Raw genomic sequence first — 22,100 nt, 5'->3', positions numbered from 1 at the left:
TCTTCTGTTATTGTTCGTCGTCGTCGCCGTCGAGATCGCGGCTCACCTCGGGCGAACGCAAGAGCTCGTCGATCTTCTTGTAATTGTCGAAGCTGGTATCGTCGCGGAAACGCACTTCCGGCATGTATTTCATCTGGCGGAGCTGCGGCCCGAGCCGGCCGCGGATGAACTTCGCATGGCGGTTCAACGCCTCGATGACGATGCTGTGGTCGGAAACGCCGAGCGGCGTCACATAAGCCGTGGCGATCTTGAGGTCCGGCGACATGCGCACTTCCGAAATCGAAATCACGGTCGCCTCGATGACGTCGTCGCGCACTTCGCCGCGCTGCAGCACCTGGGTGATCGCGGCGCGGACCTGTTCGCCAACGCGCAGCATGCGCTGCGAAGGCGCGGAGGATGTTGGTCTGGTCATTGTTATCTCTGTTTGCCGATGCGGCTGGGAATCGAACCCGTCAAAGGAGAGCGTCCATGACTCTTTTGGCCGGAAAGGTCAAGGCCGCCAGATACCAGAAGCCATCCGCCGGCTGGCGGATGGCTTCTGGAAAGCTGTTGGTAGGCGAGGCGCCTGACGGTTAGAGCGTGCGCGTGATGTGTTCGACGCGGAAGCACTCGATGACGTCGCCGACGCGCATGTCCTCGTAGTTTTCGAAGGCCATGCCGCACTCCTGACCCATCGGCACTTCGGAGACTTCGTCCTTGAAGCGCTTGAGGGTCTTGAGCTTGCCTTCGTGAACGACGACGTCGTTGCGGATGAGGCGGACGCCCGCCCCGCGCTCGACCTTGCCTTCGACGACACGGCAGCCTGCGACCTTGCCGACCTTGGTGATGTTGAACACCTCCAGGATCTCGGCATTGCCGATGAAGGTTTCGCGCCGTTCCGGCGACAGCAGGCCCGACATCGCCGCCTTCACGTCATCCACGAGATCGTAGATGATGTTGTAGTAGCGGATTTCGAGGCCCTGACGTTCGGCGAACTGGCGTGCCTGCGCATTGGCGCGAACGTTGAAGCCGATGATGGCGGCGTTCGAGGCTTCGGCGAGCGAGATATCCGACTCGGTGATGCCGCCTGCGCCCGAATGGACGATGCGGGCGCGGACTTCATCGGTGCCGAGTTTCTCCAGCGCGCCGGCAATCGCTTCGATCGAGCCCTGCACGTCGCCCTTGATGACAAGCGGGAACTCCTTGATACCGGCGCTCTGGCGCTGGATCATCATCTGTTCCAGCGAGCCGCGCTGGCTAGACTGGCGGGCAGCCGCCTTGTCGCGGGCAAGACGCTGACGGTATTCCGAGATTTCGCGGGCGCGGCTCTCGCTTTCGACGACAGCGAACTTGTCGCCTGCCTGCGGCGTGCCGGAAAGACCGAGGACCTCGACCGGGGTCGCGGGACCTGCTTCCTTCACATGGTCGCCCTTGTCGGTCACCAGCGCACGCACACGGCCCCAGACATCGCCGGCGACGATGATCTGACCCGGACGCAGCGTGCCCTTCTGGACGAGCACAGTCGCGACCGAACCACGGCCGCGGTCGAGCTGGGCTTCGATAACGGTGCCTTCCGCCGTCCGGTCGGGATTGGCCTTGAGGTCGAGAATTTCGGCTTGCAGCAGGATCGCCTCGAGCAGCTTGTCGAGGTTCTTGCCTGTTTTGGCCGAAACCTCGACGTCGAGCACTTCGCCGCCCATGGTTTCCACGAAGACTTCGTGCTGCAGCAGCTGGTTGCGGACCTTCTGCGGATCGGCCTCGTGCTTGTCGATCTTGTTGATCGCAACGATGATCGGAACACCAGCCGCCTTGGCGTGGTTGATCGATTCGATCGTCTGCGGCATCACGCTGTCGTCGGCTGCAACGACCAGGATTGCGATGTCGGTCGCCTGCGCGCCGCGGGCACGCATCGCCGTGAAGGCGGCGTGGCCGGGAGTGTCGATGAAGGTGATCTTCTGGCCGTTCTGCTCCACCTGATAGGCGCCGATATGCTGGGTAATGCCACCGGCTTCGCCGGAAACCACGTTGGCATGTCGGATGGCGTCGAGCAGCGAGGTCTTGCCGTGGTCGACATGGCCCATGATGGTGACGACGGGCGGGCGCGAAACCAGTTCGCCGTCCTCGTCGGACACGTTGAAGATGCCGAGTTCGACGTCGGACTCCGATACGCGCCTGACAGTATGGCCGAATTCGCCGGCGATGAGTTCGGCAAGGTCGGCGTCGATGACGTCGCCCGGCTTCATCATCTGGCCTTCCTTCATCAGGTACTTGATGACGTCGACGGCGCGTTCGGACATGCGCTGCGACAGTTCCTGAATGGTAATGGTTTCGGGCAGGACGACTTCGCGGGAGATCTTCTCGCGCGTTTCCTGCATCTGGCTGCGGCGGAATTTCTCCTGCCGGCGGCGCATTGCCGAAAGCGAACGGCCGCGGGCGTTGTCGTCGCCGTCTGCGTCGGCGGTTGTAATGGTCAGCTTGCCGCGGCGGCGCTCTTCATCCGTCTTCGGACGCGTCGTCACCGGTTTTGCGGGTTCGGGGCGAACGACGCGGCCACGGGCCGGACCGCCGCGTGCTGCGCCACGATCTTCGTCTTCCGTTTCAGGGCGACGGCCACGGGCACCGGCCGGCGCGGCGGCGCCGGGCGCCGGACGGGCGGCAGCGGGGGCTGCGGCATCTGGCCGGCGTGCAGCCGCAGGCCGCGGAGCCTCCGAACGAGCTTCGGCGGCGACGGGAGCCGATGCTGCCTCAGCGGCTGCCGGTTCAGCGACAGCGGGTGCCTCGGCCTGCCGGGCAGCCTCTTCGGCTGCCTTGCGGGCGGCTTCTTCTGCTTCGGCTGCCTTGCGGACAATCTCCTCGGCGGCACGGCGCTTGTCTTCCTCGGCGCGGCGGATCGCATCCTGTGCGTCACGCGCCTGGGATTCGGCAAGCGCACGGCGGCGGGCGTCCATCTCTTCCGGCGACAGATGGTTCAGCACCACGGGGCGCGGACGATCGTTCTGGCGCGGCGCCTGGTAGGACTGCTGCGGACGCTGGTTGGAATTGTTGCCGCCCTGGTGAATCCGCGGTGCCGGTGCCGGCTGCTGCGGACGCGCCTGCACGGGCGCCGGCGCCGGTTCGGGGGCGCGGACGGGAGCCACGGAGGCGGCAGGTGTGATCGGCTTTTCGTCTTCCGGACGCAGCGGGCGCCGCTTGCGGGTCTCGACGACGACCGCCTTGGTGCGACCTCGACCCATATCCTGGCGAACGGTGCCCTGGCTCATCCCCGATGGTTTCAGGGTAAGCGTCTTTTTGCCCGTCACGCTGATTGTCTTGTCGTCGTTACTATCGGTCATTCGTTCCCGTTCCTTCGGACAGGGAGCGATGACTAGATCAGACCCTGTCGTTCAAATACTGTCGATCAATGATGGGACCGGCCGATGCCGGTGACCGCTTCATTGTTTTTGCCGGCCAGCGCCGCCCGCTGCCCGGGACTGACCGCCAATACGGTACTGTTCGAGCATCTTTGCGCGCTTCACTACACCCTCACCCGCCTGCCCTGCAAGCACTGCGGCATGGATAAAAGCATTCTGGCCCATCAGGCCTTCCATTTCGCTCTCCGAGAAGAGACGAAAGGAAGGTATCTCCTCCTCGGTCTCCATTCCGAGGTGCCAGGCCTTGCGGGCCTGGTCGATTTTCCTCACACCGTCGTCCGCCGCGTCAGTTGCGTGGAACACCGCAAGGGCTGCTCCGCTTCTGACCGCGGCGTCCACTTTCGAGGAGCCGCTGATGAACTGGCCGGCTTTCCGCGCCATATTCATCATCTGCATCAATTGCGCCGCCAGCAGCCGGTCGACATTCGCGCCGAGATCGTCCGCGGCCTTTACATCGCTTTTCAGCGCGCGGGCGAAGAGCCTCTTCGCCACCGCCCGGTCGACCAGCGACCGGTCGATCTTCACCCAGCATCCGCGCCCCGGAAGCTCGCGCTTCAGATCGGCGACAACGGTTCCATCGGGAGCGGCAACGAAGCGGATCAGCTCTTCCGGCGATCCGCTTTCGCGCGTCACGATGCACATGCGTCCGTTCACGTCATAACCTGCAAGATCGTCGTCCTCGTCAGGGAGAGCGTCCGGCTCATGCGCGGTCATCATGCTTCTTGTTCGGCTTCGGCGACCTCTTCTTCGGTCCCCTTCGCCAGGTCCTCTTCGGTGATCCAGCCAGCCGACAGGCGGGCCTGGACGATCATCTGCTCGGCTTCGACGCGCGAGACGTCGAATTTCGAGAACAGGCCTTCGAACTTCTTCGTTTCGCCGTTCTTGCGTTCCGTCCAGCCGACGAGATCGTCAGCGGCGCAACCGGCAAAGTCCTCGATCGTCTTGATGCCGTCTTCGCCGAGCGCCACCATCATCTGGGCGGTCATGCCGTCGATTTCGCGCAACTCGTCCTGAACGCCGAGCGCCTTGCGCTTCTCGTCCATCTCGGCTTCGAGACGCTCGAGGAATTCGCGGGCGCGGGTCTGGATTTCCTGCGCCGTATCTTCGTCGAATCCGTCGATCGAAGAAATTTCGTCGAGATCGACATAAGCGAGTTCCTCGACGGCGGCGAAACCTTCCGATGCCAGAACCTGGCCGACCATTTCGTCGACGTCGAGCGAATCCATGAACAGGTTGGTGCGCTCGTTGAATTCCTTCTGACGGCGTTCCGATTCCTCGGCCTCCGTCATGATGTCGATATCCCAGCCGGTCAGCTGCGACGCCAGGCGGACGTTCTGGCCGCGACGGCCGATCGCAAGTGACAGCTGCTCGTCGGGAACCACCACTTCAATGCGCTCGGCATCCTCGTCGAGAACGACCTTGGCGACTTCGGCCGGCTGCAGGGCGTTGACGACGAAGGTCGCCGGATCCTGCGACCACGGAATGATGTCGATCTTCTCACCCTGAAGCTCGCCGACGACGGCCTGGACGCGCGAGCCGCGCATACCGACGCAGGCGCCGACCGGATCGATCGAACTGTCGTTCGAGATCACGGCGATCTTGGCGCGCGAGCCCGGATCGCGGGCGACCGACTTCACCTGGATGATGCCGTCGTAGATTTCAGGCACTTCCATGGTGAAGAGCTTCACCATGAATTGCGGATGCGTGCGCGACAGGAAGATCTGCGGGCCGCGCTGTTCGCGGCGGACGTCATAGACATAGGCACGGACGCGATCGCCATAGCGCACGTTCTCGCGCGGGATCATTTCGTCGCGCCGGATGATGCCTTCGCCACGGCCGAGATCGACGATGACATTGCCATATTCGACGCGCTTGACCGTGCCGTTGACGATTTCGCCGACCCGATCCTTGAATTCGTCGAACTGGCGATCGCGTTCGGCTTCACGCACCTTCTGCACGATCACCTGCTTGGCGGACTGTGCGGCGATACGGCCGAAATCCATCGGCGGCAGCGGATCGGCGATGAAATCGCCGAGGGCGGCGTCCGGGTTGCGGTCGCGGGCGAGCTCGAGCGGGATCTGCGTCGAATAATCCTCGGCCTTGTCGACGACTTCGAGCAGGCGCTGCAGCCGGATTTCGCCGGTCTTCGGATTGATGTCGGCACGGATGTTGGATTCGGTACCGTAACGCGAGCGTGCCGCCTTCTGAATGGCATCGGCCATTGCGGCAAGCACGATCTCGCGGTCGATGACCTTTTCGCGCGCCACTGCATCTGCGATCTGCAGAAGTTCGAGCCGGTTCGCACTGACTGCCATTGTCTTGTTTCTCCGTCTTTACTCCGGGGTTCCCGTCCCTGGGAGCGGTCTGTTAATCGGTTATTCCTGCTCGTCCGCTTCGTTCTGGTTGGCGGCCTGCGCTTTTGCCAGCTTGTCGGCGCGCAACGCGTCGCGGATCAGGTCGTCGGTCAAAATAAGCTTCGCATCGCTAAGCGCCGTGAAGGGAATGGTGACCTTCTGCTCTTCCCCGTAAGCGACCTGGTCACGCTCGAGCGTGAAACCATCGACGCCTGCTTCGACGATCTTGCCGCGGAAGCGCTTGCGATTGTCGATCAGGATCGACGTCTCGCATTTCACAAGGTGGCCCTGCCAGCGGACGAAATCGGATTTCCGCACCATCGGACGGTCGATGCCGGGCGAAGACACTTCGAGATGATACTCTTTATCGATCGGATCTTCCACATCGAGGACGGGGGAAATCGCCATCGAGACTTCTTCGCAGTCCTGGACGGTCATCGTCCCGTCGTTGCGCTCGGCCATCACCTGCATCGTCATGCCGTTCTGGTTCAGCATGCGGACGCGGATCAGCCGGAAGCCCATCCCGATGAGAACGGGTTCGATGATATCGGCAAGACGCTGGTCAAGCCCGGTTTCGGTAATCAGCCGCGGCTCAACTTCGTTGTCTGCGTTCGTCATGTCCGACAAGCGGTGCGCTCCTCGCAATTTCTGCTGTTCGGGCGATCGCGCTAATAAAAAAGAGCGGGTCCTTGCGGCCCACTCTTCATCAAGCGATCAAGAATTTGAGAGCCATATAGTCGGGTTTTTACGAAATTGCAAGGTCTGCGGCCGATTCCGCCAATTCGCCTCCGACAAGGTGAACGCGCCTATGGCCAGCGCCGGTCATGCGCATATATTGCCCGGCGGGGGCAATGACAAAAGCGGGAGAAATTGTGGCGTACACTTCGTCGACATTGGCGCCTTTGCGGCACGATACCTATCGCGCCATATGGTTTGCGAGCCTTTCCTCGAATTTCGGCGGTCTGATCCAGGCGGTAGGTGCTGCCTGGATGATGACGACGATCACCGCGTCGGAGGATATGGTCGCGCTGGTGCAGACCTCGACAGCGCTGCCGATCATGCTGTTTTCCCTGATCTCCGGTGCGCTCGCAGACAATTACGACCGCCGCCGGGTGATGCTGACGGCGCAGTGCATGATGCTCACGGTCTCGGGCCTGCTGACGGCATGTGCGCTTCTCGGCTGGATCACGCCCTGGCTGCTGCTCTTCTTCACCTTCCTGATCGGCTGCGGCACGGCGCTCAACAATCCCTCCTGGCAGGCCTCGGTCGGCGACATGGTGCCGCGCGCCGATCTGCCTGGCGCCGTCACCCTGAACAGCATGGGTTTCAACATTACCCGCAGCGTCGGGCCGGCGATCGGCGGCGCCATCGTGGCAGCCGCCGGCGCCGCCGCGGCCTTTGCCGTCAATACGCTGAGCTACCTGCCATTGATTTACGCGCTATCGCGCTGGCGTCCGAGCGCGCCGGTTTCGACCCTGCCGCGGGAGGCGCTCGCCAGCGCCATCTTTGCCGGCCTGCGATACGTCTCGATGTCGCCCAATCTCGAAAAGGTTCTCGTCAGGGGACTCATCTTCGGCATCGGCGCCAGCTCGATCCTGGCGCTGCTGCCGGTGGTCGCGCTTGATCTGGTGGCCGGCGGACCGCTGACCTATGGCTTCATGCTCGGCGCTTTCGGCATCGGCGCGATCGGCGGCGCCGTGCTGAGTGCGAGAATTCGCCAGGCGCTTTCCGGCGAGACGATCATCCGCCTGGCCTTTGCCGGCTTTGCGCTCAGCGCCGTCATTGCGGCCGTCAGCCCGAGCGCCGTCCTCACCTCAGCCGGACTGCTCGTCGCCGGCGCCTGCTGGGTCTCGGCGCTGTCGCTCTTCAACACTATCGTCCAGCTCTCGACTCCGCGTTGGGTGGTGGGCCGCGCGCTGTCGCTCTACCAGACCGTCACCTTCGGCGGCATTGCCGGCGGCAGCTGGCTGTGGGGCGTTGCTGCCGATCGCTACGGCGTCGCCAATGCGCTGCTGATCTCATCCGTCGTCATGTTGCTTGGGATTGCGATCGGCCTGCGTTTTTCGATGCCAGCCTTCGCCTCGCTCAATCTCGATCCGCTGAACCGCTTCACCGCGCCGGCGCTCAGCCTCGACATCACGCCGCGCAGCGGCCCGATCGTCATCCAGGTCGACTACGAGATCGCCGACGACGATCTTGCGGAATTCATGACGTTGATGGGCGAGCGGCGGCGTATCCGCATCCGCGATGGCGCGCGGCACTGGGCGCTGATGCGCGATCTCGAAAATCCCGGGCTCTGGACCGAAACCTACCACACGCCGACCTGGGTCGAATACATCAGGCACAACCAGCGGCGCACGCAGGCCGATGCCGAAAACATCGACAGGCTGCGCGCCCTTCACCGCGGCGAAGGTCCGCCGCATGTTCACCGGATGATCGAGCGCCAGGCCATACCGCCGGGCGATGACGTCTTCCATAAAGCGCCGATCGATCTGCACCATTAGGGAGAGGCATGTTCAGTTTCAGGCTCGCCCGCCAATCCGATCTTGCCGCCATCGTCCGGCTCTTGGCCGATGACGATCTCGGCAGCGCCAGGGAGATCGTCTCGGACCCCATCGATGCGCGCTATCTCTCAGCTTTCGCCGCGATCGAGGCGGATGCCAATCAGATGCTCGCTGTGGCAAGCGATGCGGACGATCAGCTTGTCGGCTGTCTGCAGCTGAGCTTCATTCCCGGCCTGTCGAGGGCGGGCATGTGGCGCGGGCAGATCGAGAGCGTGCGAATCGCGCGGGGTTTCCGCGGTTCCGGCCTCGGCTCCGAGTTCATCGAATGGGCGATCGCCCAGTGCGTCGAGCGGGGCTGCGGCCTCGTTCAGCTGACATCGGACAAGACGCGGGCGGATTCGATCCGCTTCTACGGGAAGCTCGGCTTCGTCGCGAGCCATGAAGGGCTGAAGCGCAACCTCTGAAGCGGCTACTTCAGCTTGCCCTTCATCGTGGCCTCGGGAAAGCAGGTCGGCTTCATGCCGTTCTTCGTCTGCCACTGGCCGATCGACCGCCGCGTCTTGTAGCCCGGCAGACCGTCGGAGCCGCCGACGTCATAGCCCTGCCGCTCTAGCGCCTTCTGCATGGCGGCGACATCCGAGCGCAGCATCTTGCCGACATCGCCCCATCGGCCCTCAAAGGCGCCGGCATTGGAGCCGATCCGGTCGGCGAGATTGCCGATATAGAGCGCGTAGAGATCGGAGTTGTTGTATTCCTTGATGATGTAGAAATTCGGGGTGACGATGAATTCGGGCCCGTCGCGGCCGGCCGGCACGAGCATCATGCCCTCCCCCTTCATCTCGCTTGCGGGAAAGTCCTTGCCGGAGATGCGCGCGATGCCGAGCGAAGCCCAATGCGAAAGCGGCTTCGCGAGGTCGGGACCCTCTTGCGCGCAGGAAACTGCCTCCGGGATCGAGACCTCGAAGCCCCAGTCACGATCGCGCTGCCAGCCTTTCTTGACCAGGTAATTGGCAATCGAGGCAAGCGTATCCGGCACGGAGGTCCAGATATTGCGGTGACCGTCGCCATCGAAATCCACCGCATATTTCAGATAGCTCGTCGGCATGAATTGCGGCTGGCCGAGCGCGCCGGCCCACGAGCTCTTGAATTCGGCGGGCGTCACGTCGCCGCCGTCGAGAATATGCAGCGCCGCCACCAGCTCGGTGCGGAACATTTCCTTGCGAGTCGACATGAAGGCCTTGGTCGCCAGCACCTCGACCGCCGAATTCGGGATCTTCGCCGCGCCGAAGCCCGTCTCCCGGCCCCAGATGGCAAGCACGATCGAGCCCGGCACGCCATAGGTCTTCTCGATCCGCTTCAGCGTCGAACCATATTGCGCGGCAAAGCCGCGCCCTGTTGCAGCGAGCCTCTTCAGCCGGTCCTCATTGAAATAGGGACCGGGCGAAGAAAACTCCGCCTGTGTCTGTTTCTGCTCCTTGGCCGGCGGGAACCCCGGCGGGGCGAGATCCGGCAGGTTCCAGTTCAGCGCGACGCCCGAGAAAGCTGCCTTGAAAGTCTTCTCGGAAATGCCGCCCGCCTTGGCCTGCGGCCAGAGGTCCTTCTGCACCCAGCTTTCGAATTGCGCCTCGACATCGGTTTTCGATGGGGTTGCGTGGGCGGAGAGCGGGAGGAGGACGGCCACTACAGCGAGTGCGAGTATTCGCGGCATATAAATCCCCTTCATATCACCGTCCGAGCCCGTAGCGCTGCCGCCAGCGTACCCTCGTCGAGATAGTCGAGTTCGCCGCCGACCGGCACGCCATGCGCCAGCCGCGTGATCTTCACGTCGAGCCCCTGCAGCTGGTCGGTGATGTAATGTGCCGTCGTCTGCCCTTCGACGGTGGCGTTGACGGCGATGATCAGTTCCCGGATGCCGCCTTCGCCGATCCGGTCGATCAGCCCGCGAATATTGAGATCGTCGGGGCCGATCCCGTCGAGCGGCGACAACGTGCCGCCGAGCACATGATAGGCGGCGTTCATCGCGCCGGCCCGCTCCAGCGCCCAGAGGTCCGAGACATCCTCGACGACGATGATGACGGATTGGTCGCGCTGAGCATCGGTGCAGACCGTGCAGGGATCGACCGTATCGACATTGCCGCAGCGCGAGCAGATCTTCACCTTGTCATAGGCCTCGCCCATCGCGTTCGACAGCGGTCCGAGCAGCTGGTCCTTCTTCTTGATCAGATGCAGTGCCGCCCGGCGTGCCGAGCGCGGCCCGAGGCCCGGCACCTTCGCCAGAAGCTGGATGAGTTTTTCGATTTCGGGGCCGGTGACTCGTTTTGCCATGCGCCGTTCTTAGCTGATATGCAACGAAAACGGAATCGCGGAAGGATCGTCCCATGAAAATCCTGGCGCTGTGTAGAGGCAATGCAGAAAGGCTGCCCGGCAAGAGCTACAAGACCGGCATCTTCAAACACGCCGTCAACGGCGCCGTGATGATCGATGCCGAAGGGCTGGTCGGCGACGCGATCTGCAACCGCAAACACCATGGCGGCGTCGATCAGGCGGTCTATATCGAGGGATCGCTGACGCTCGACTGGTGGGCACAAGAACTTGGCCGGCCCTGCGGCCCCGGCACCTTCGGCGAAAACATGGTGATATCGGACCTCGACAATCGCGACGTTTCCGTCGGCGACCGCTTCATATCAAGCGATCTCGTCCTCGAAGTCAGTGCATGCCGCATCCCCTGCGCCACCTTCGCCGCCAGGATGGCCGATCCGAAATTCGTCAAGCGCTATACCGATGCCGCCCGCCCCGGCATCTATTGCCGCGTCATCCGCGGCGGCATCGCCGAAGCCGGAATGCCGGTGGAGCATCAGTCATTTGCCGGCGACAAAGTCACCATGCCGGAGCTGATGGAAACCTTCGGCCGACGGCTTTCCGAGGCGGGCCGGGCGCGATATCTCGCTGCCCCTATTCACTACAAGCTGCGGGCGATGTTGGAAACGCAGCGCTAGGCGCCAATTTCGCCTGTGCCTCGCGAAGGCGATTGTCACATCGCCCATGGCAACAGCGGTGAAATGGAAGATCGAATTGCCTGCTATTAAAACGGCAGCTTGAAGCCGGGAGGGATCGGCAGGCCGGCGGTGAGCGCCTTGGTCTTTTCGGCGGCGAGCGCTTCGGCCTTGTCCTTGGCGTCCTTGTGGGCGGCGACGATCAGGTCCTCGAGGATCTCGACATCGTCTTCCTTGAACAGCGATGGGTCGATCTTCAGGCTCTGCAGCTCGCCCTTGCCTGACATGACGACGGTGACGAGGCCGCCGCCCGCCTTGCCTTCGGCCGAGAGCTCGGCGATCTCCGCCTGCATCTGCTCCATCTTGGCCTGCATTTCCTTGACTTTGCCCATCATGCCCATGATGTCGCGCATCGTCTCTCTCCTTCTTGAAACCTTAGAATTCTATGTCGTCGCCCGGCAGGATATCACCTTCTTCGGATTCGGCGGCGGCAGGCGGTGTCGCCTCTTCCGCTTCCTCCTCCGGCGTCGGCACCCTGACGCGCACGTCGATGATCTTGGCGCCCGGAAACTGCGCAAGAATGGCGGCGACATCGGGGTCCTCGCGGGCATCGCTGACCCGCTGTTGCTGCGCCTTGGCTTCCGCCTCCACCATCGTCGGCCCGCCCTCTTCGCGGCTGGTGCTGACGATCCAGTGGATGCCAGTCCATTCCTTGAGTTTGACGGCGAGCTCGTTCAGCAGCGTGGCCGGTGCGCCCTCGGTGAGGTTCACGTCCAGCCGGCCAGGCTCGATGCTCACGGGCCGCACGAAGTTGCGCACCAGTGCCTTCAGCTTGACGTCCCGCTTTTCGGCCGCGAGGTCGACGATATCGCCGATCGAATTGACCGGGACCAGCGGCTTCGGCGCTTCAGCCGGCTTTGTCTCGACGCGGCCGATTGTCTGCGGTTCCGGATTGGGGATGGCGCGCAGCATCGCGGTCGGCCCTGAGGGCTGCGGCCGCGGTGTCGGCTCCGGCGCCCGCGCCGCGATGCTGCTCTGATAGGGAACCCGTGTTCCGTTGCCGCCACCACCGCCGGAAGGCGGGAAGGAGGGGCGCGAGCCGGCACCGTCGCCGGAAAATTCGGCAAGCCGCCGCGCCGCATCCTCGGGCGCCGGGAGATGTGCGGCATGCGCCAGCCGGATCAGCACCATTTCGGCCGCCCCTGCCGTGCGCGACGAGCCTTCGGTTTCGGGAATACCCTTCAGCAGCATCTGCCAGATGCGCGACAGCGTCGTCACCGCAACGCCCTTGGCCAGTTCCGCCGCTTTCGTGCGTTCGATTTCGCTGAGCGAGGGATCGTTTGCCGCATCCGGCACATATTTCAACCGCGTCACCAGATGGGTGAAATCGGCGAGATCGGTCAGCACCACGACAGGATTGGCGCCGGCCTCGTACTGGCTCTGGAATTCGCCGAGGGCGCCGGCGACATCGCCTTTGACGATATGTTGGAAGAGATCGACGATCCGGGCGCGGTCGGCAAGGCCAAGCATGCCACGCACGGCTTCGGCCTGCACGGCGCCGGCGCCATGGGCGATCGCCTGATCGAGCAGCGACAGGCCGTCGCGCGCCGAGCCTTCGGCAGCGCGTGCGATCATCGCCAGCGCGTCCGCTTCCGCCTCGATACCTTCCTTGGCCGCAATCGTCGTAAACAATCCGACCAGATCGGAGGCGCTGATGCGGCGCAGGTCGAAACGCTGGCAGCGTGACAGCACGGTGATCGGCACCTTGCGGATTTCGGTGGTGGCGAAGATGAACTTCACATGCTCCGGCGGCTCTTCCAGCGTCTTCAGCAGACCGTTGAAGGCCTGCGTCGACAGCATGTGCACTTCGTCGATGATATAGACCTTGTAGCGCGCCGAAACCGGTCGGTAGCGCACCTGTTCGATGATCTCTCTTATATCGTCGATACCGGTATGGGATGCGGCGTCCATCTCGATCACGTCGACATGGCGGCCCTCCATGATCGCCTGGCAATGTTCGCCGGGCGTGCGAAGGTCGATCGTCGGCTTGTCGATCTCTGCCGTCTTGTAGTTCAACGCCCGCGCCAGGATGCGCGCCGTCGTCGTCTTGCCGACGCCGCGCACGCCGGTCAGCATATAGGCCTGCGCGATGCGGCCGGTCTCGAAGGCGTTGGTGAGCGTGCGGACCATCGGCTCCTGGCCGACCATCAGGTCCGTGAAATCCTTGGGGCGGTATTTGCGAGCCAGCACCCGGTATCCGGTGCCCGTCGAGGCGGCATCTTTTGATTGTCGCTCGGTGTCGCTCATCGCCCTGCTTGTCGCCCGGAATGCCGGGCACTTCGTAAAGAGAAGGTGGGAGGCTGGCACGATGACCCGTGCCGGGCTCGTTAGGGCTGCTTCCTTCCGGACCTGACCCGGTTGGCGAGTGGCTCGTCCACCACCAACCTCCCGGATGCACATATCGGCAATATCGTCATCAAAAGCAAGCCAACATGATAAAAAACTGCTAGTCGTTGGAAAAGACAGGAGGAATGTCCCTTGAACGGCTTTACGCTCGACCCCCGGCTGGAAAACGACAGCATCAGCGTCATGGTCACAGGCCTCTGTGATCTGAGATTGTCGAGGGATGCCCGCTGGCCCTGGCTCATTCTCGTGCCGCGCCGGGCCGACATCACCGAAATCTTCGAAATGACGCCGCTCGACCAGGTGCTACTCGCCTTCGAGACGGAGCTCACCGCCAAGGCGCTCAAAGAGATCACCGGCGCGACAAAAATCAATGTCGGGGCTCTTGGCAACATCGTCCGCCAGCTTCATGTTCATGTCATTGCCCGCTTCGAAGGCGATGCCAACTGGCCGGGTCCTGTCTGGGGCTTCGGGCGCGCTGAGCCCTACGAGGACGGGAAGAGAGACGAATTCATAGCGAAGTTGCGGGAAGCCCTTTCATCATGAGTCATTCGCTTTTCGATTCGGACGTGCCGCATCCGGAACCCAGCAATCTCACCGCCTTTGCCGCCAACGACCTCAATCGCGATTCCGAACATCGCGATGAACACTCCGTCGAAAGGGCGCTGGCCAGGGAAGGAACGCATATCTTCGCCTTCGCCAGGGACAAGCTGGTGCTGAAGCATGACGGCCAAGTGCTCGATCCGCTCTTTGCCCGCTACGAGCTGCAGGAACTGCAGCCGGATTGGGACGAGACGGTGCTTCTCGGCTACCGCAAATCAGGCGAGCCCCGCCTCGCCGTTCCCGTCGGCATCGACGTCGAGGATCTCGCCAGCCAGTACAAGCCCGCCGACGGCCGCACGCTGTTTCGCGAGATGCTGATCGATGAGGTGCTGCTCGGCGAATTCGCCCAGGCTGCAAGCCTCATTCGCTGGAACGGCGACAACCGCTTCTGCGGCCGCTGCGGCTCGGCGATGGAAATTCATATCGGCGGTTACAAGCGTGTCTGCGCCGCCTGCGAGCACATAATCTTTCCCCGCACCGACCCCGTCGTCATCATGCTGACGATCGACGAGAGCCGCGATCTCTGCCTGCTCGGCCGCAGCCCGCATTTTGCGCCCGGCATGTATTCCTGTCTTGCCGGCTTCGTCGAGCCGGGTGAGACCATCGAGAATGCCGTGCGCCGGGAAACGCTGGAAGAGTCAGGCATCCGCACCGGCCGTATCCGCTATCACGCCTCGCAGCCCTGGCCGATGCCGCATTCGCTGATGATCGGCTGTTACGCCGAGGCGAAATCCACCGAGATCAAGCGCGATGAGACCGAACTCGAGGATTGCCGCTGGTTCACCCGCGAGGAAACGCTCGAGATGCTGGAGCGCCCGGGCGCCAACGGCAAAGCCTCGCCGCCGAAAGGCGCAATCGCCCACCGCCTGATGCGCGACTGGGTGGAGTGGAAGCGCTAGTGCCATGCCCGTCGCCCGTTCGGAACGGCTCCTGACGCTGCTCCAGACGCTTCGGCGTTATCGCATGCCGGTGACCGGCACCGTGCTCGCTCAGGAGACCGGCGTCAGCCTGCGCACTCTCTATCGCGATATCGCCAGCCTGCAGGCCCAGGGCGCGATGATCGAAGGCGAAGCCGGCATCGGTTATGTGCTGAAGCCCGGTTTCATGCTGCCGCCGATGACGTTTTCCGAGGAAGAGCTGGAGGCGCTGGTGCTCGGCTCGCGTTGGGTGGCCCGCGCCGCCGAGCCGCGCCTTGCCGGCGCCGGTGCCGATGCGCTGGCCAAGATCGCCGCCGTACTGCCGGCCGATCTGCGTGAAATGATCGATTCGGCCGCTCTCTTCGTCGGTCCCAAACGCCGCGATGAGGACAGCGCGGATGTCTCGGCCATCCGCAGGGCGATCCGCCTGGAGCGTATTCTCGAGCTGCATTACGGCGACGAGCAGGGCCGGATCTCCCGCCGCCGTGTCTGGCCTTTCGCGCTCGGTTATTTCGAGCACGTGCGCGTCCTCATGGCCTGGTGCGAGCTGCGCCAGGATTTTCGCCATTTCCGCACCGATCGCATCATCGACATGGCACTGCATGAGGTGCGCTATCCGCGCCGCCGTACCGCACTTCTCAAGGAGTGGCGCGAGACGCAGGACGTGCCGATCGAGAGGTGAATGCTGCTGCCATAAACTGTCAGCAGTTGGCGTTATGATCAGTCTCAATCCACTAAGAAAGGAGTACCGATCATGGCAACGTCTTCATTCATCCGCCAAACCAGCGACCGTTTTGCGGTCGACGCCTTTGCCGATGTCATTTCGGCCGAAACTTTCGCCGATGTCGGGCAGCCCGCGCACTCCGGCCTTCTGCGCCTGGTCATGAACATCTTTCGGATTCGCAGTGCAAACCACACCAGCCTCGATCTCGAGGCCGCACCGGATTGCCGCAAGCGCGACCTCGGCTTCATGGATGGAGGCGACCCGCGCCGCGAGAGCCGTTTTTCGCTTTAGACTATCCGATCATTATCCACACCGCCGGTCGAGACCGGGGCGTGCTTACGCAGCGCGCTCAGCTTCCTGCTGCCATGAATTGGCAGCAGGCGATCTCTCGCGGTGCCCCCAATTGGCAACAACAGGAGAACCGAAATGAGCAGCCCCAATCTGATTATCCTCTACGTCAAGGATCCCGGCGAAAGCGCCAGCTTCTACCGGAATCTCCTGAACCGCGAACCGGCCGTGGAGGCGCCGAATTTCGTCGCCTTCCCGCTCGACGGCGGCTTCACGCTCGGCCTCTGGCGCCGCAGCAAGGTCGAGCCGCAGCCCTCCGCCATCGGCAACCGGGGCGAAGTGGCCTTCATGGTGGCGGGCGAAAATGCCGTCGCCAGGCAGTATGAGGACTGGCGCCAGCGTGGCCTGCCGATCGCCCAAGAACTGACCGAGCTGGATTTTGGCCCGACCTTCGTCGTCCTCGATCCGGACGGGCATCGGCTGCGCGTCTGTGAGCCGGATAAGTAATAGCCTGAATGGACGAGGCCCGCTTAGAGCAGGCCTCGCATCGCATGCCCCTTGTAGACGCCGAGGATGCGCACCTTCTCGGAGAAGAACCGCAGTTCCTCCAAGGCCCGGCGAACGTTCGGATCGTTCGGATGGCCTTCGATATCGGCGTAGAACTGCGTCGCCACGAATTTTCCGCCGAGCTGGTAGCTTTCGAGCTTCGTCATGTTGATGTTGTTGGTGGCAAAGCCGCCGAGCGCCTTGTAGAGCGCGGCCGGAATATTGCGGACGTTGAAGACGAAGGTGGTGACGACCTTTTCTTCCGCCGAATTGCGCTGCGCCCATTCCTCGTCACGCGAGAGCACGACGAAGCGGGTGACGTTGTTTTCCGTATCCTCGACATTTTCGGCGACGATCTCGAGCCCGTAGAGATCGGCGGCAAGGCGCGGCGCCAGCGCGGCCATCGAGCGGTCGCCGGTTTCCTTGACGAGCTTCGCCGCGCCTGCCGTATCGCCGGCGATGACAGGCTTCCAGCCATGGGCGCGCACGATCTTGCGGCACTGGCCGAGCGCATGGATATGGCTGTGCACCGTGCGGATTTCGTCCTTGGTCACTCCGGGCAGCACCATCAGCTGAAAGCGGATCGGCATGAAATATTCGCCGATGATGTGCAGCCGCGATTCCGGCAGCAGGTGATGGATATCGGCAACGCGGCCGGCAATGGTGTTTTCGATCGGGATCATGGCGATATCGGCGTCGCCGTTGTCGACCGCGGTAAACGCATCCTCGAAGGTCTGGCAGGGCAGCGGCTCCATGGTCGGAAACATGTCGCGGCTGGCCATGTCGGAATTGGCGCCGAACTCGCCCTGGAAGGCGATCCTGTTGGTCTTGATGTTCATGATGGTTCCGTCAGTTCGACTTTGCGGAGAGGATGCGCCGCGCTTTTTCAAGGTCGGCGGGAGTATCGACACCGAGCGGAACCGTGTCAACGATCTCCACGTCGATGCGCATGCCGGCTTCCAGCGCCCGCAGCTGCTCCAGCGATTCGCGCTTCTCGAGCGTCGATGGACCGAGCGATACGAATCGCTCCAGCGCCGCACGCCGATACGCATAAAGGCCGATATGGTGATAGAGCGGCCCCTTGCCGTGAGGTGCAGTCGCGCGCGTGAAGTAGAGGGCGTGCAGGCGGGTGTCGGAGACGGGCGAACCGACGATCTTGACAATATGCGGCGCGGTTTTGTCATCCTCATTGTCGATTTCGGTCGTCAGCGTGCCGATATCGACCGCTTCGTTCTCGAGCGGGCGCAGGGCCGCGCGCACGGTTTCCGGATCGATCGTCGGCAGGTCGCCCTGAACGTTGACGATGAATTTCGCCTTGCCGGCAGGATCGACTTTCGTCAGCGCTTCGAAGATCCGGTCGGAACCCGATTGGTGATGCCTGCTGGTCATGACGACCTCGAACCCGGCGGCGGAAACGGCGTCGAACACCTGTTGGTCGTCGACGGCGACGACCACGCGGCCAATGGCTGCCTCTTTGGCGCGCATCGCCACCTGCACGATCATCGGCCGTCCGCAAATATCGGCGAGCGGCTTGCCCGGAAGCCGGGTGGAGGCCATGCGCGCCGGGATCAATACGAGCACCTCGGCCAAATTTGAATCACTCATTGTTCGGGCCTTCTATTCCGGGCTGAAAAGTGTCAAAAAGTCTCACGCATAAGACCATTTAGACAGTTGCAACGATCAGTCAAAAGACATAGGTTCCGCGCGATTTCAAGATGGTCCGGTTCTGGTCTGCCGGCTGCAAGGGGAGCATTGCAGATGAATTCATACGTCAATACGGCCGTGGGGGCGCTGCTCGGAACGATTTTCGTTCTGATGTCGGTCTCCATCGCGTCCGAGGGGATCTTCCATTCCGAAGCGCCGGAAAAGGAAGGTTTCGCGATCGTCGCCGAAGAGGCCCCTGCCGCCGGTGGCGAAGCTGCGCCGGCCGCTGCCGTTCCGATTGCGCAATTGCTCGCTTCTGCAGATGCCAAGGCCGGTGAATCGGTCTTCAAGAAGTGTCAGGCCTGTCATGACGCCACCAAAGGGGGGCCGAACAAGGTCGGTCCTAACCTCTTTGGTGTCGTAGATCGCCCGATCGCCGCGCATGAAGGCTTCGCCTATTCCTCCGCCATGAAGGATTTCTCCAAGGGCGGCAGCGAGAAGTGGACCTTCGAATTTCTGAACAAGTTCCTTCTGGCGCCGAAGAAGGACATTCCCGGCACCGCCATGGGCTTTGCCGGCCTGACGAAGGATCAGGATCGCGCCAACGTCATCCTCTACCTGCACACGCTCGCCGATTCGCCGGTTCCGTTGCCGGATCCGAATGCCGCGACGCAGTAAGGCGGCAACATACGCGCACGACATGGAAGCCCGGCCGCAAGCCGGGCTTTTGTTGTCGAGAGCTGCTCAGGCGCCGAGGAAATAGGCCCAGAGCGACACGGTGATGGCCCCGAGCGCCGTTGTCACCGAGATCGTCGAGGCGGCGAGGCTGTGGCCGACGCCGAACCGATTGGCGATCAGCCAGGCATTCACGCCTGTCGGCACGGAAGAGGTCAGCACGATCGCCGCCGTCCATTCCGGGCTGAGACCGAGGAGACGGCTCGCCGCCCAGACGCAGCCCGGCAGCAGCAGCAGCTTCAAGCTCGAAGTGACGCTGGCGATGCCGAGATTGCCGGAGACACCGTATTTTTCCAATGCCATGCCGAGCGAGATCAGCGCTGCCGGGCCGGCAATGCCGGCGATCTGGTTGACAACCGTCGCCAGCGTCGCCGTCATGGTAAGGCCGGAAAGATGCACGGCCATGCCTGCCGCAAGGCCGATCACAGCGGATTGCGGATGAGATTGACGGCAATCTGACGAAGCACGAAAATCATGCTGCGGTCGCTCTTGCCGGCGATCTTGCGCTCTGCATGCTCCATCAACACCGTGCCGGCGACCATCATCACGGGCAGATGCACGGCAAGCAGGATCGACAACGCCACCAGCCCTTCGTCGCCGACGGTCCTCTGGACGAGCGGCAGCCCGATGAAGACGTTGTTGGCGAAGGCCGAGGAAACGCCGGCCAGCACGCCGATCCGTTCGTCGCGGTTAAAGAGGCGCGTGGCGGCGATATGGCCGGCCGTCCAGGTGATGGCGACGCCGGAGAAATAGACGATCCAGAGCCGGAAGGGCGAAGCGCCATGGAAATCCGCCTCGGCGATGGTGCGGAAGAGCAGCAGCGGCACGGCGATCTTGAAGACGAATTCACTGAGCGCGTCGCCGACATTCGATGCCATCAAGCCGCTGCGAACGATTACCCAGCCGATGAGGATCAGGATGAAGATGGGAAGGACGTCGAGAATGATGGCTGACATAAGGGAGGATGCTCTGCGGGGAGGGAGTATCCGAGATCTAGCAGCAAAAGGCCTGCGTTGAAAACGCAATCGGCGCCCGGCCGCGGATGGACTGCATCCGAAAGCAAAAAAAGCGGGCATGGCCCGCTTTTCCGCTCCAGCCTTGCCGGATATCCGGATCGCGAGACTGCCAGTTCATCCGTGGTCAGCACCGCGCCGGTAAGATCGAAGGGATTATCCCTCGTCGCCCGGCTGCAACTGAAAGCTGCTCATGCCGGTCTTCTTGCGAGCATTTGTAGGTTTCGAAAATGACAGGGACATGACGAATAAGCGGCACTTTTGCGAAGAACAGAGACGCATTCACCATTTATCCTTCCAAACCGCGGAAATTTCGCTAAGACCGAACCCCTGATATCACAAATCCGGGACTCCCCATTTCATGACAAGATTCGATGTTCTCACAGTCGGCAACGCGATCGTGGATATCATTGCCCGCTGCGACGACCAGTTCCTCATTGATAACAAGATCACCAAGGCGGCGATGAACCTCATCGATGCCGAGCGCGCCGAACTTCTGTATTCGCGCATGGGACCGGCACTCGAAGCCTCCGGCGGCAGCGCCGGCAATACGGCGGCCGGTGTTGCGAATCTCGGCGGCAAGGCGGCCTATTTCGGCAATGTCGCCGCAGATCAGCTCGGCGACATTTTCACCCACGACATTCGCGCTCAGGGCGTCCACTACCAGACCCGTCCCAAGGGCACCTTCCCGCCGACGGCGCGGTCGATGATCTTCGTCACCGAGGATGGCGAACGGTCGATGAATACCTATCTCGGCGCCTGCGTCGAACTCGGCCCTGAGGACGTCGAGGCCGATGTCGTTGCCGACGCCAAGGTCACCTATTTCGAAGGTTATCTCTGGGATCCGCCGCGCGCCAAGGAGGCTATTCGCGACTGCGCCCGCATCGCCCATGAAAACGGCCGCGAAATGTCGATGACGCTGTCCGACAGTTTCTGCGTCGACCGTTATCGCGGCGAATTCCTCGATCTGATGCGCTCCGGCACGGTCGATATTGTCTTCGCCAATCGCCAGGAAGCGCTGTCGCTTTACCAGACCGAAGACTTCGAAGAGGCGCTGAACAGGATTGCCGCGGACTGCAAGATCGCCGCCGTGACGATGAGTGAGAATGGCGCCGTCATCCTGAAGGGCCGCGAGCGTTATTACGTCGATGCGATCCGGATCAGGGAAGTTGTGGACACGACGGGCGCCGGCGACCTTTTCGCCTCCGGCTTCCTGTACGGCTACACGCAGGGACGGTCCCTGGAAGATTGCGGCAAGCTTGGCTGCCTCGCGGCCGGCATCGTCATCCAGCAGATCGGCCCGCGCCCGATGACCTCGCTCAACGAGGCCGCCAAGCAGGCAGGGCTTATTTGAAGGCTTCGCCGGGATAGGCGCCCCAGATTTCCGACTGCGCCACCCAGCCGGTGGCGCCCTCGGTTTCGGCGCGGCACCAGTCGCCGTTGCATTCGCCGATCGTCAGCATCACGCCGGGTTCCAGCTTGGCGATGATCGAGGCGGAGGGCTGCGCCTCGCGGCGCAGATTGACGAAGATGCCCTTGCCCTTCGTCTTCATCCAGGGTGCGGCGATCGCCGCCCGCTGGCCGGAGAGCAGCGACTGATTGACCCAGCCTTCGGTGCCGTCGGCATCACGGATGCGACGCCAGTTGTCGTACTCCTGGATGATCTCCACCGGCAGGCCGGATTTCAGATACATCCACGAAACCGCGTAATCGGTTCCCGGGCCGATGCGCAGGTTGACACGCTTGGATTTCAGCGTGACGAAACGCGGCAATGGCAGGCCGCTCGGTCCCTTGGCCGCCTGCGCATGGGCAAATTCGACGGGGCCGAGCGATGCGGCCAGAACGATCGCGAGGGCGAGGCAGGACTTCAGGACTTTGCTGCGCATGGAGGCATCCGTTTGCTCGATTCACGGGCAGGCCCGCCTGCACGCTGTCCGGGTTGTGATATTCGCCGGCTGCACCACGAGTTTTGTTTGTCTTCGCGTGC

General features: G+C 62.8%; 22 protein-coding genes, 1 other RNA gene and 1 pseudogene. 10 read left to right on the top strand and 14 right to left on the bottom strand.

Going from position 1 to position 22,100, the window contains the following annotated elements; translation table 11 throughout:
- Nucleotides 1–7: 7 nt before the first annotated feature.
- From rbfA to rimP, 5 genes are all read right to left on the bottom strand, one after another.
- Nucleotides 8–412, bottom strand: coding sequence for a 30S ribosome-binding factor RbfA (rbfA, locus tag K6M89_RS17995; protein WP_222140372.1), 405 nt, complete (start codon nt 410–412; stop codon nt 8–10).
- 160 nt (nt 413–572) lie between these two features.
- Nucleotides 573–3,311: a translation initiation factor IF-2 gene (gene infB, locus K6M89_RS17990; RefSeq protein ID WP_222140371.1), complete on the bottom strand. Its 2,739-nt coding sequence runs from the start codon at nt 3,309–3,311 to the stop codon at nt 573–575.
- A gap of 99 nt (nt 3,312–3,410) precedes the next feature.
- Nucleotides 3,411–4,106 (bottom strand): RNA-binding protein, encoded by a 696-nt coding sequence (locus K6M89_RS17985; protein ID WP_222140370.1) that lies wholly within the window; start codon nt 4,104–4,106, stop codon nt 3,411–3,413.
- A complete protein-coding gene (nusA, locus tag K6M89_RS17980) occupies nt 4,103–5,704 on the bottom strand; it encodes a transcription termination factor NusA (protein ID WP_097581270.1) in 1,602 nt (533 codons plus the stop codon). Before nusA ends, K6M89_RS17985 begins: the two co-directional genes overlap by 4 nt.
- A gap of 60 nt (nt 5,705–5,764) precedes the next feature.
- Entirely contained in the window at nt 5,765–6,370 is a 606-nt protein-coding gene (gene rimP, locus K6M89_RS17975) for a ribosome maturation factor RimP (RefSeq protein ID WP_097581271.1), read from the bottom strand.
- Nucleotides 6,371–6,567: 197 nt separating this feature from the next.
- Here rimP and K6M89_RS17970 point away from each other — a divergent pair, with 197 nt between their 5' ends.
- Nucleotides 6,568–8,247: an MFS transporter gene (locus K6M89_RS17970; RefSeq protein WP_222140369.1), complete on the top strand. Its 1,680-nt coding sequence runs from the start codon at nt 6,568–6,570 to the stop codon at nt 8,245–8,247.
- A gap of 8 nt (nt 8,248–8,255) precedes the next feature.
- The gene (locus K6M89_RS17965) at nt 8,256–8,711 is read left to right on the top strand and encodes a GNAT family N-acetyltransferase (RefSeq protein WP_222140368.1); all 456 of its coding nucleotides are present in this window, start codon (nt 8,256–8,258) and stop codon (nt 8,709–8,711) included.
- Between the two features lie 5 nt (nt 8,712–8,716).
- Here the strand turns inward: K6M89_RS17965 and K6M89_RS17960 are convergent, their stop codons facing one another.
- Complete coding sequence (locus K6M89_RS17960; RefSeq protein WP_222140367.1) at nt 8,717–9,955, bottom strand: lytic murein transglycosylase; 1,239 nt, start codon at nt 9,953–9,955, stop codon at nt 8,717–8,719.
- Between the two features lie 11 nt (nt 9,956–9,966).
- Complete coding sequence (gene recR / locus K6M89_RS17955; protein ID WP_004676724.1) at nt 9,967–10,572, bottom strand: recombination mediator RecR; 606 nt, start codon at nt 10,570–10,572, stop codon at nt 9,967–9,969.
- A 53-nt stretch (nt 10,573–10,625) separates the two neighbouring features.
- Between recR and K6M89_RS17950 the strand changes: the two genes are divergently transcribed.
- On the top strand, nt 10,626–11,243 hold the full coding sequence (locus tag K6M89_RS17950; protein ID WP_222140366.1) for an MOSC domain-containing protein: 618 nt from the start codon (nt 10,626–10,628) through the stop codon (nt 11,241–11,243).
- An 86-nt stretch (nt 11,244–11,329) separates the two neighbouring features.
- Here K6M89_RS17950 and K6M89_RS17945 read toward each other — a convergent pair whose 3' ends face one another.
- The 3 genes from K6M89_RS17945 to ffs all read right to left on the bottom strand — a co-directional run bounded on the left by K6M89_RS17945 (nt 11,330) and on the right by ffs (nt 13,689).
- Nucleotides 11,330–11,653: a YbaB/EbfC family nucleoid-associated protein gene (locus tag K6M89_RS17945; protein ID WP_222140365.1), complete on the bottom strand. Its 324-nt coding sequence runs from the start codon at nt 11,651–11,653 to the stop codon at nt 11,330–11,332.
- Between the two features lie 22 nt (nt 11,654–11,675).
- Nucleotides 11,676–13,547, bottom strand: a complete 1,872-nt coding sequence (locus tag K6M89_RS17940; protein ID WP_222140364.1) for a DNA polymerase III subunit gamma/tau — start codon at nt 13,545–13,547, stop codon at nt 11,676–11,678.
- Between the two features lie 45 nt (nt 13,548–13,592).
- An RNA gene (ffs, locus tag K6M89_RS17935) (signal recognition particle sRNA small type) lies at nt 13,593–13,689 on the bottom strand.
- Nucleotides 13,690–13,778: 89 nt separating this feature from the next.
- Here ffs and K6M89_RS17930 point away from each other — a divergent pair.
- The 5 genes from K6M89_RS17930 to K6M89_RS17910 all read left to right on the top strand — a co-directional run bounded on the left by K6M89_RS17930 (nt 13,779) and on the right by K6M89_RS17910 (nt 16,682).
- Entirely contained in the window at nt 13,779–14,189 is a 411-nt protein-coding gene (locus K6M89_RS17930; RefSeq protein ID WP_222140363.1) for an HIT domain-containing protein, read from the top strand.
- Complete coding sequence (gene nudC, locus K6M89_RS17925; protein ID WP_222140362.1) at nt 14,186–15,145, top strand: NAD(+) diphosphatase; 960 nt, start codon at nt 14,186–14,188, stop codon at nt 15,143–15,145. The genes K6M89_RS17930 and nudC overlap by 4 nt, the downstream gene beginning before the upstream one ends.
- Before the next feature lie 4 nt (nt 15,146–15,149).
- The gene (locus K6M89_RS17920) at nt 15,150–15,845 is read left to right on the top strand and encodes a helix-turn-helix transcriptional regulator (RefSeq protein WP_222140361.1); all 696 of its coding nucleotides are present in this window, start codon (nt 15,150–15,152) and stop codon (nt 15,843–15,845) included.
- Nucleotides 15,846–15,917: 72 nt separating this feature from the next.
- Nucleotides 15,918–16,178: a hypothetical protein gene (locus K6M89_RS17915; protein ID WP_222140360.1), complete on the top strand. Its 261-nt coding sequence runs from the start codon at nt 15,918–15,920 to the stop codon at nt 16,176–16,178.
- Nucleotides 16,179–16,313: 135 nt separating this feature from the next.
- Nucleotides 16,314–16,682, top strand: a complete 369-nt coding sequence (locus K6M89_RS17910; RefSeq protein WP_009996075.1) for a VOC family protein — start codon at nt 16,314–16,316, stop codon at nt 16,680–16,682.
- A gap of 23 nt (nt 16,683–16,705) precedes the next feature.
- Here the strand turns inward: K6M89_RS17910 and K6M89_RS17905 are convergent, their stop codons facing one another.
- Together K6M89_RS17905 and K6M89_RS17900 are read right to left on the bottom strand one after the other, a co-directional pair.
- On the bottom strand, nt 16,706–17,560 hold the full coding sequence (locus K6M89_RS17905) for a prephenate dehydratase (protein ID WP_004672645.1): 855 nt from the start codon (nt 17,558–17,560) through the stop codon (nt 16,706–16,708).
- A gap of 10 nt (nt 17,561–17,570) precedes the next feature.
- Entirely contained in the window at nt 17,571–18,326 is a 756-nt protein-coding gene (locus K6M89_RS17900) for a 3-deoxy-manno-octulosonate cytidylyltransferase (protein WP_222140359.1), read from the bottom strand.
- 153 nt (nt 18,327–18,479) lie between these two features.
- Here K6M89_RS17900 and K6M89_RS17895 point away from each other — a divergent pair, with 153 nt between their 5' ends.
- On the top strand, nt 18,480–19,043 hold the full coding sequence (locus tag K6M89_RS17895; RefSeq protein WP_222140358.1) for a c-type cytochrome: 564 nt from the start codon (nt 18,480–18,482) through the stop codon (nt 19,041–19,043).
- 66 nt (nt 19,044–19,109) lie between these two features.
- Here the strand turns inward: K6M89_RS17895 and K6M89_RS17890 are convergent.
- A pseudogene (locus tag K6M89_RS17890) lies at nt 19,110–20,056 on the bottom strand (AEC family transporter).
- Between the two features lie 418 nt (nt 20,057–20,474).
- Here K6M89_RS17890 and K6M89_RS17885 point away from each other — a divergent pair.
- A complete protein-coding gene (locus tag K6M89_RS17885) occupies nt 20,475–21,467 on the top strand; it encodes an adenosine kinase (protein ID WP_064681582.1) in 993 nt (330 codons plus the stop codon).
- On the opposite strand, the gene K6M89_RS17880 is transcribed toward K6M89_RS17885, so the two are convergent.
- Nucleotides 21,460–21,999, bottom strand: coding sequence for an SH3 domain-containing protein (locus K6M89_RS17880; protein WP_222140357.1), 540 nt, complete (start codon nt 21,997–21,999; stop codon nt 21,460–21,462). The genes K6M89_RS17885 and K6M89_RS17880 overlap by 8 nt on opposite strands.
- Nucleotides 22,000–22,100 lie beyond the last annotated feature (101 nt).

The sequence above is a fragment of the Rhizobium croatiense genome, assembly GCF_019793465.1.
In the GTDB taxonomy this organism is placed as follows: Bacteria; Pseudomonadota; Alphaproteobacteria; order Rhizobiales; family Rhizobiaceae; genus Rhizobium; species Rhizobium croatiense.
This window is presented reverse-complemented; position numbering and strand designations above follow the sequence as displayed.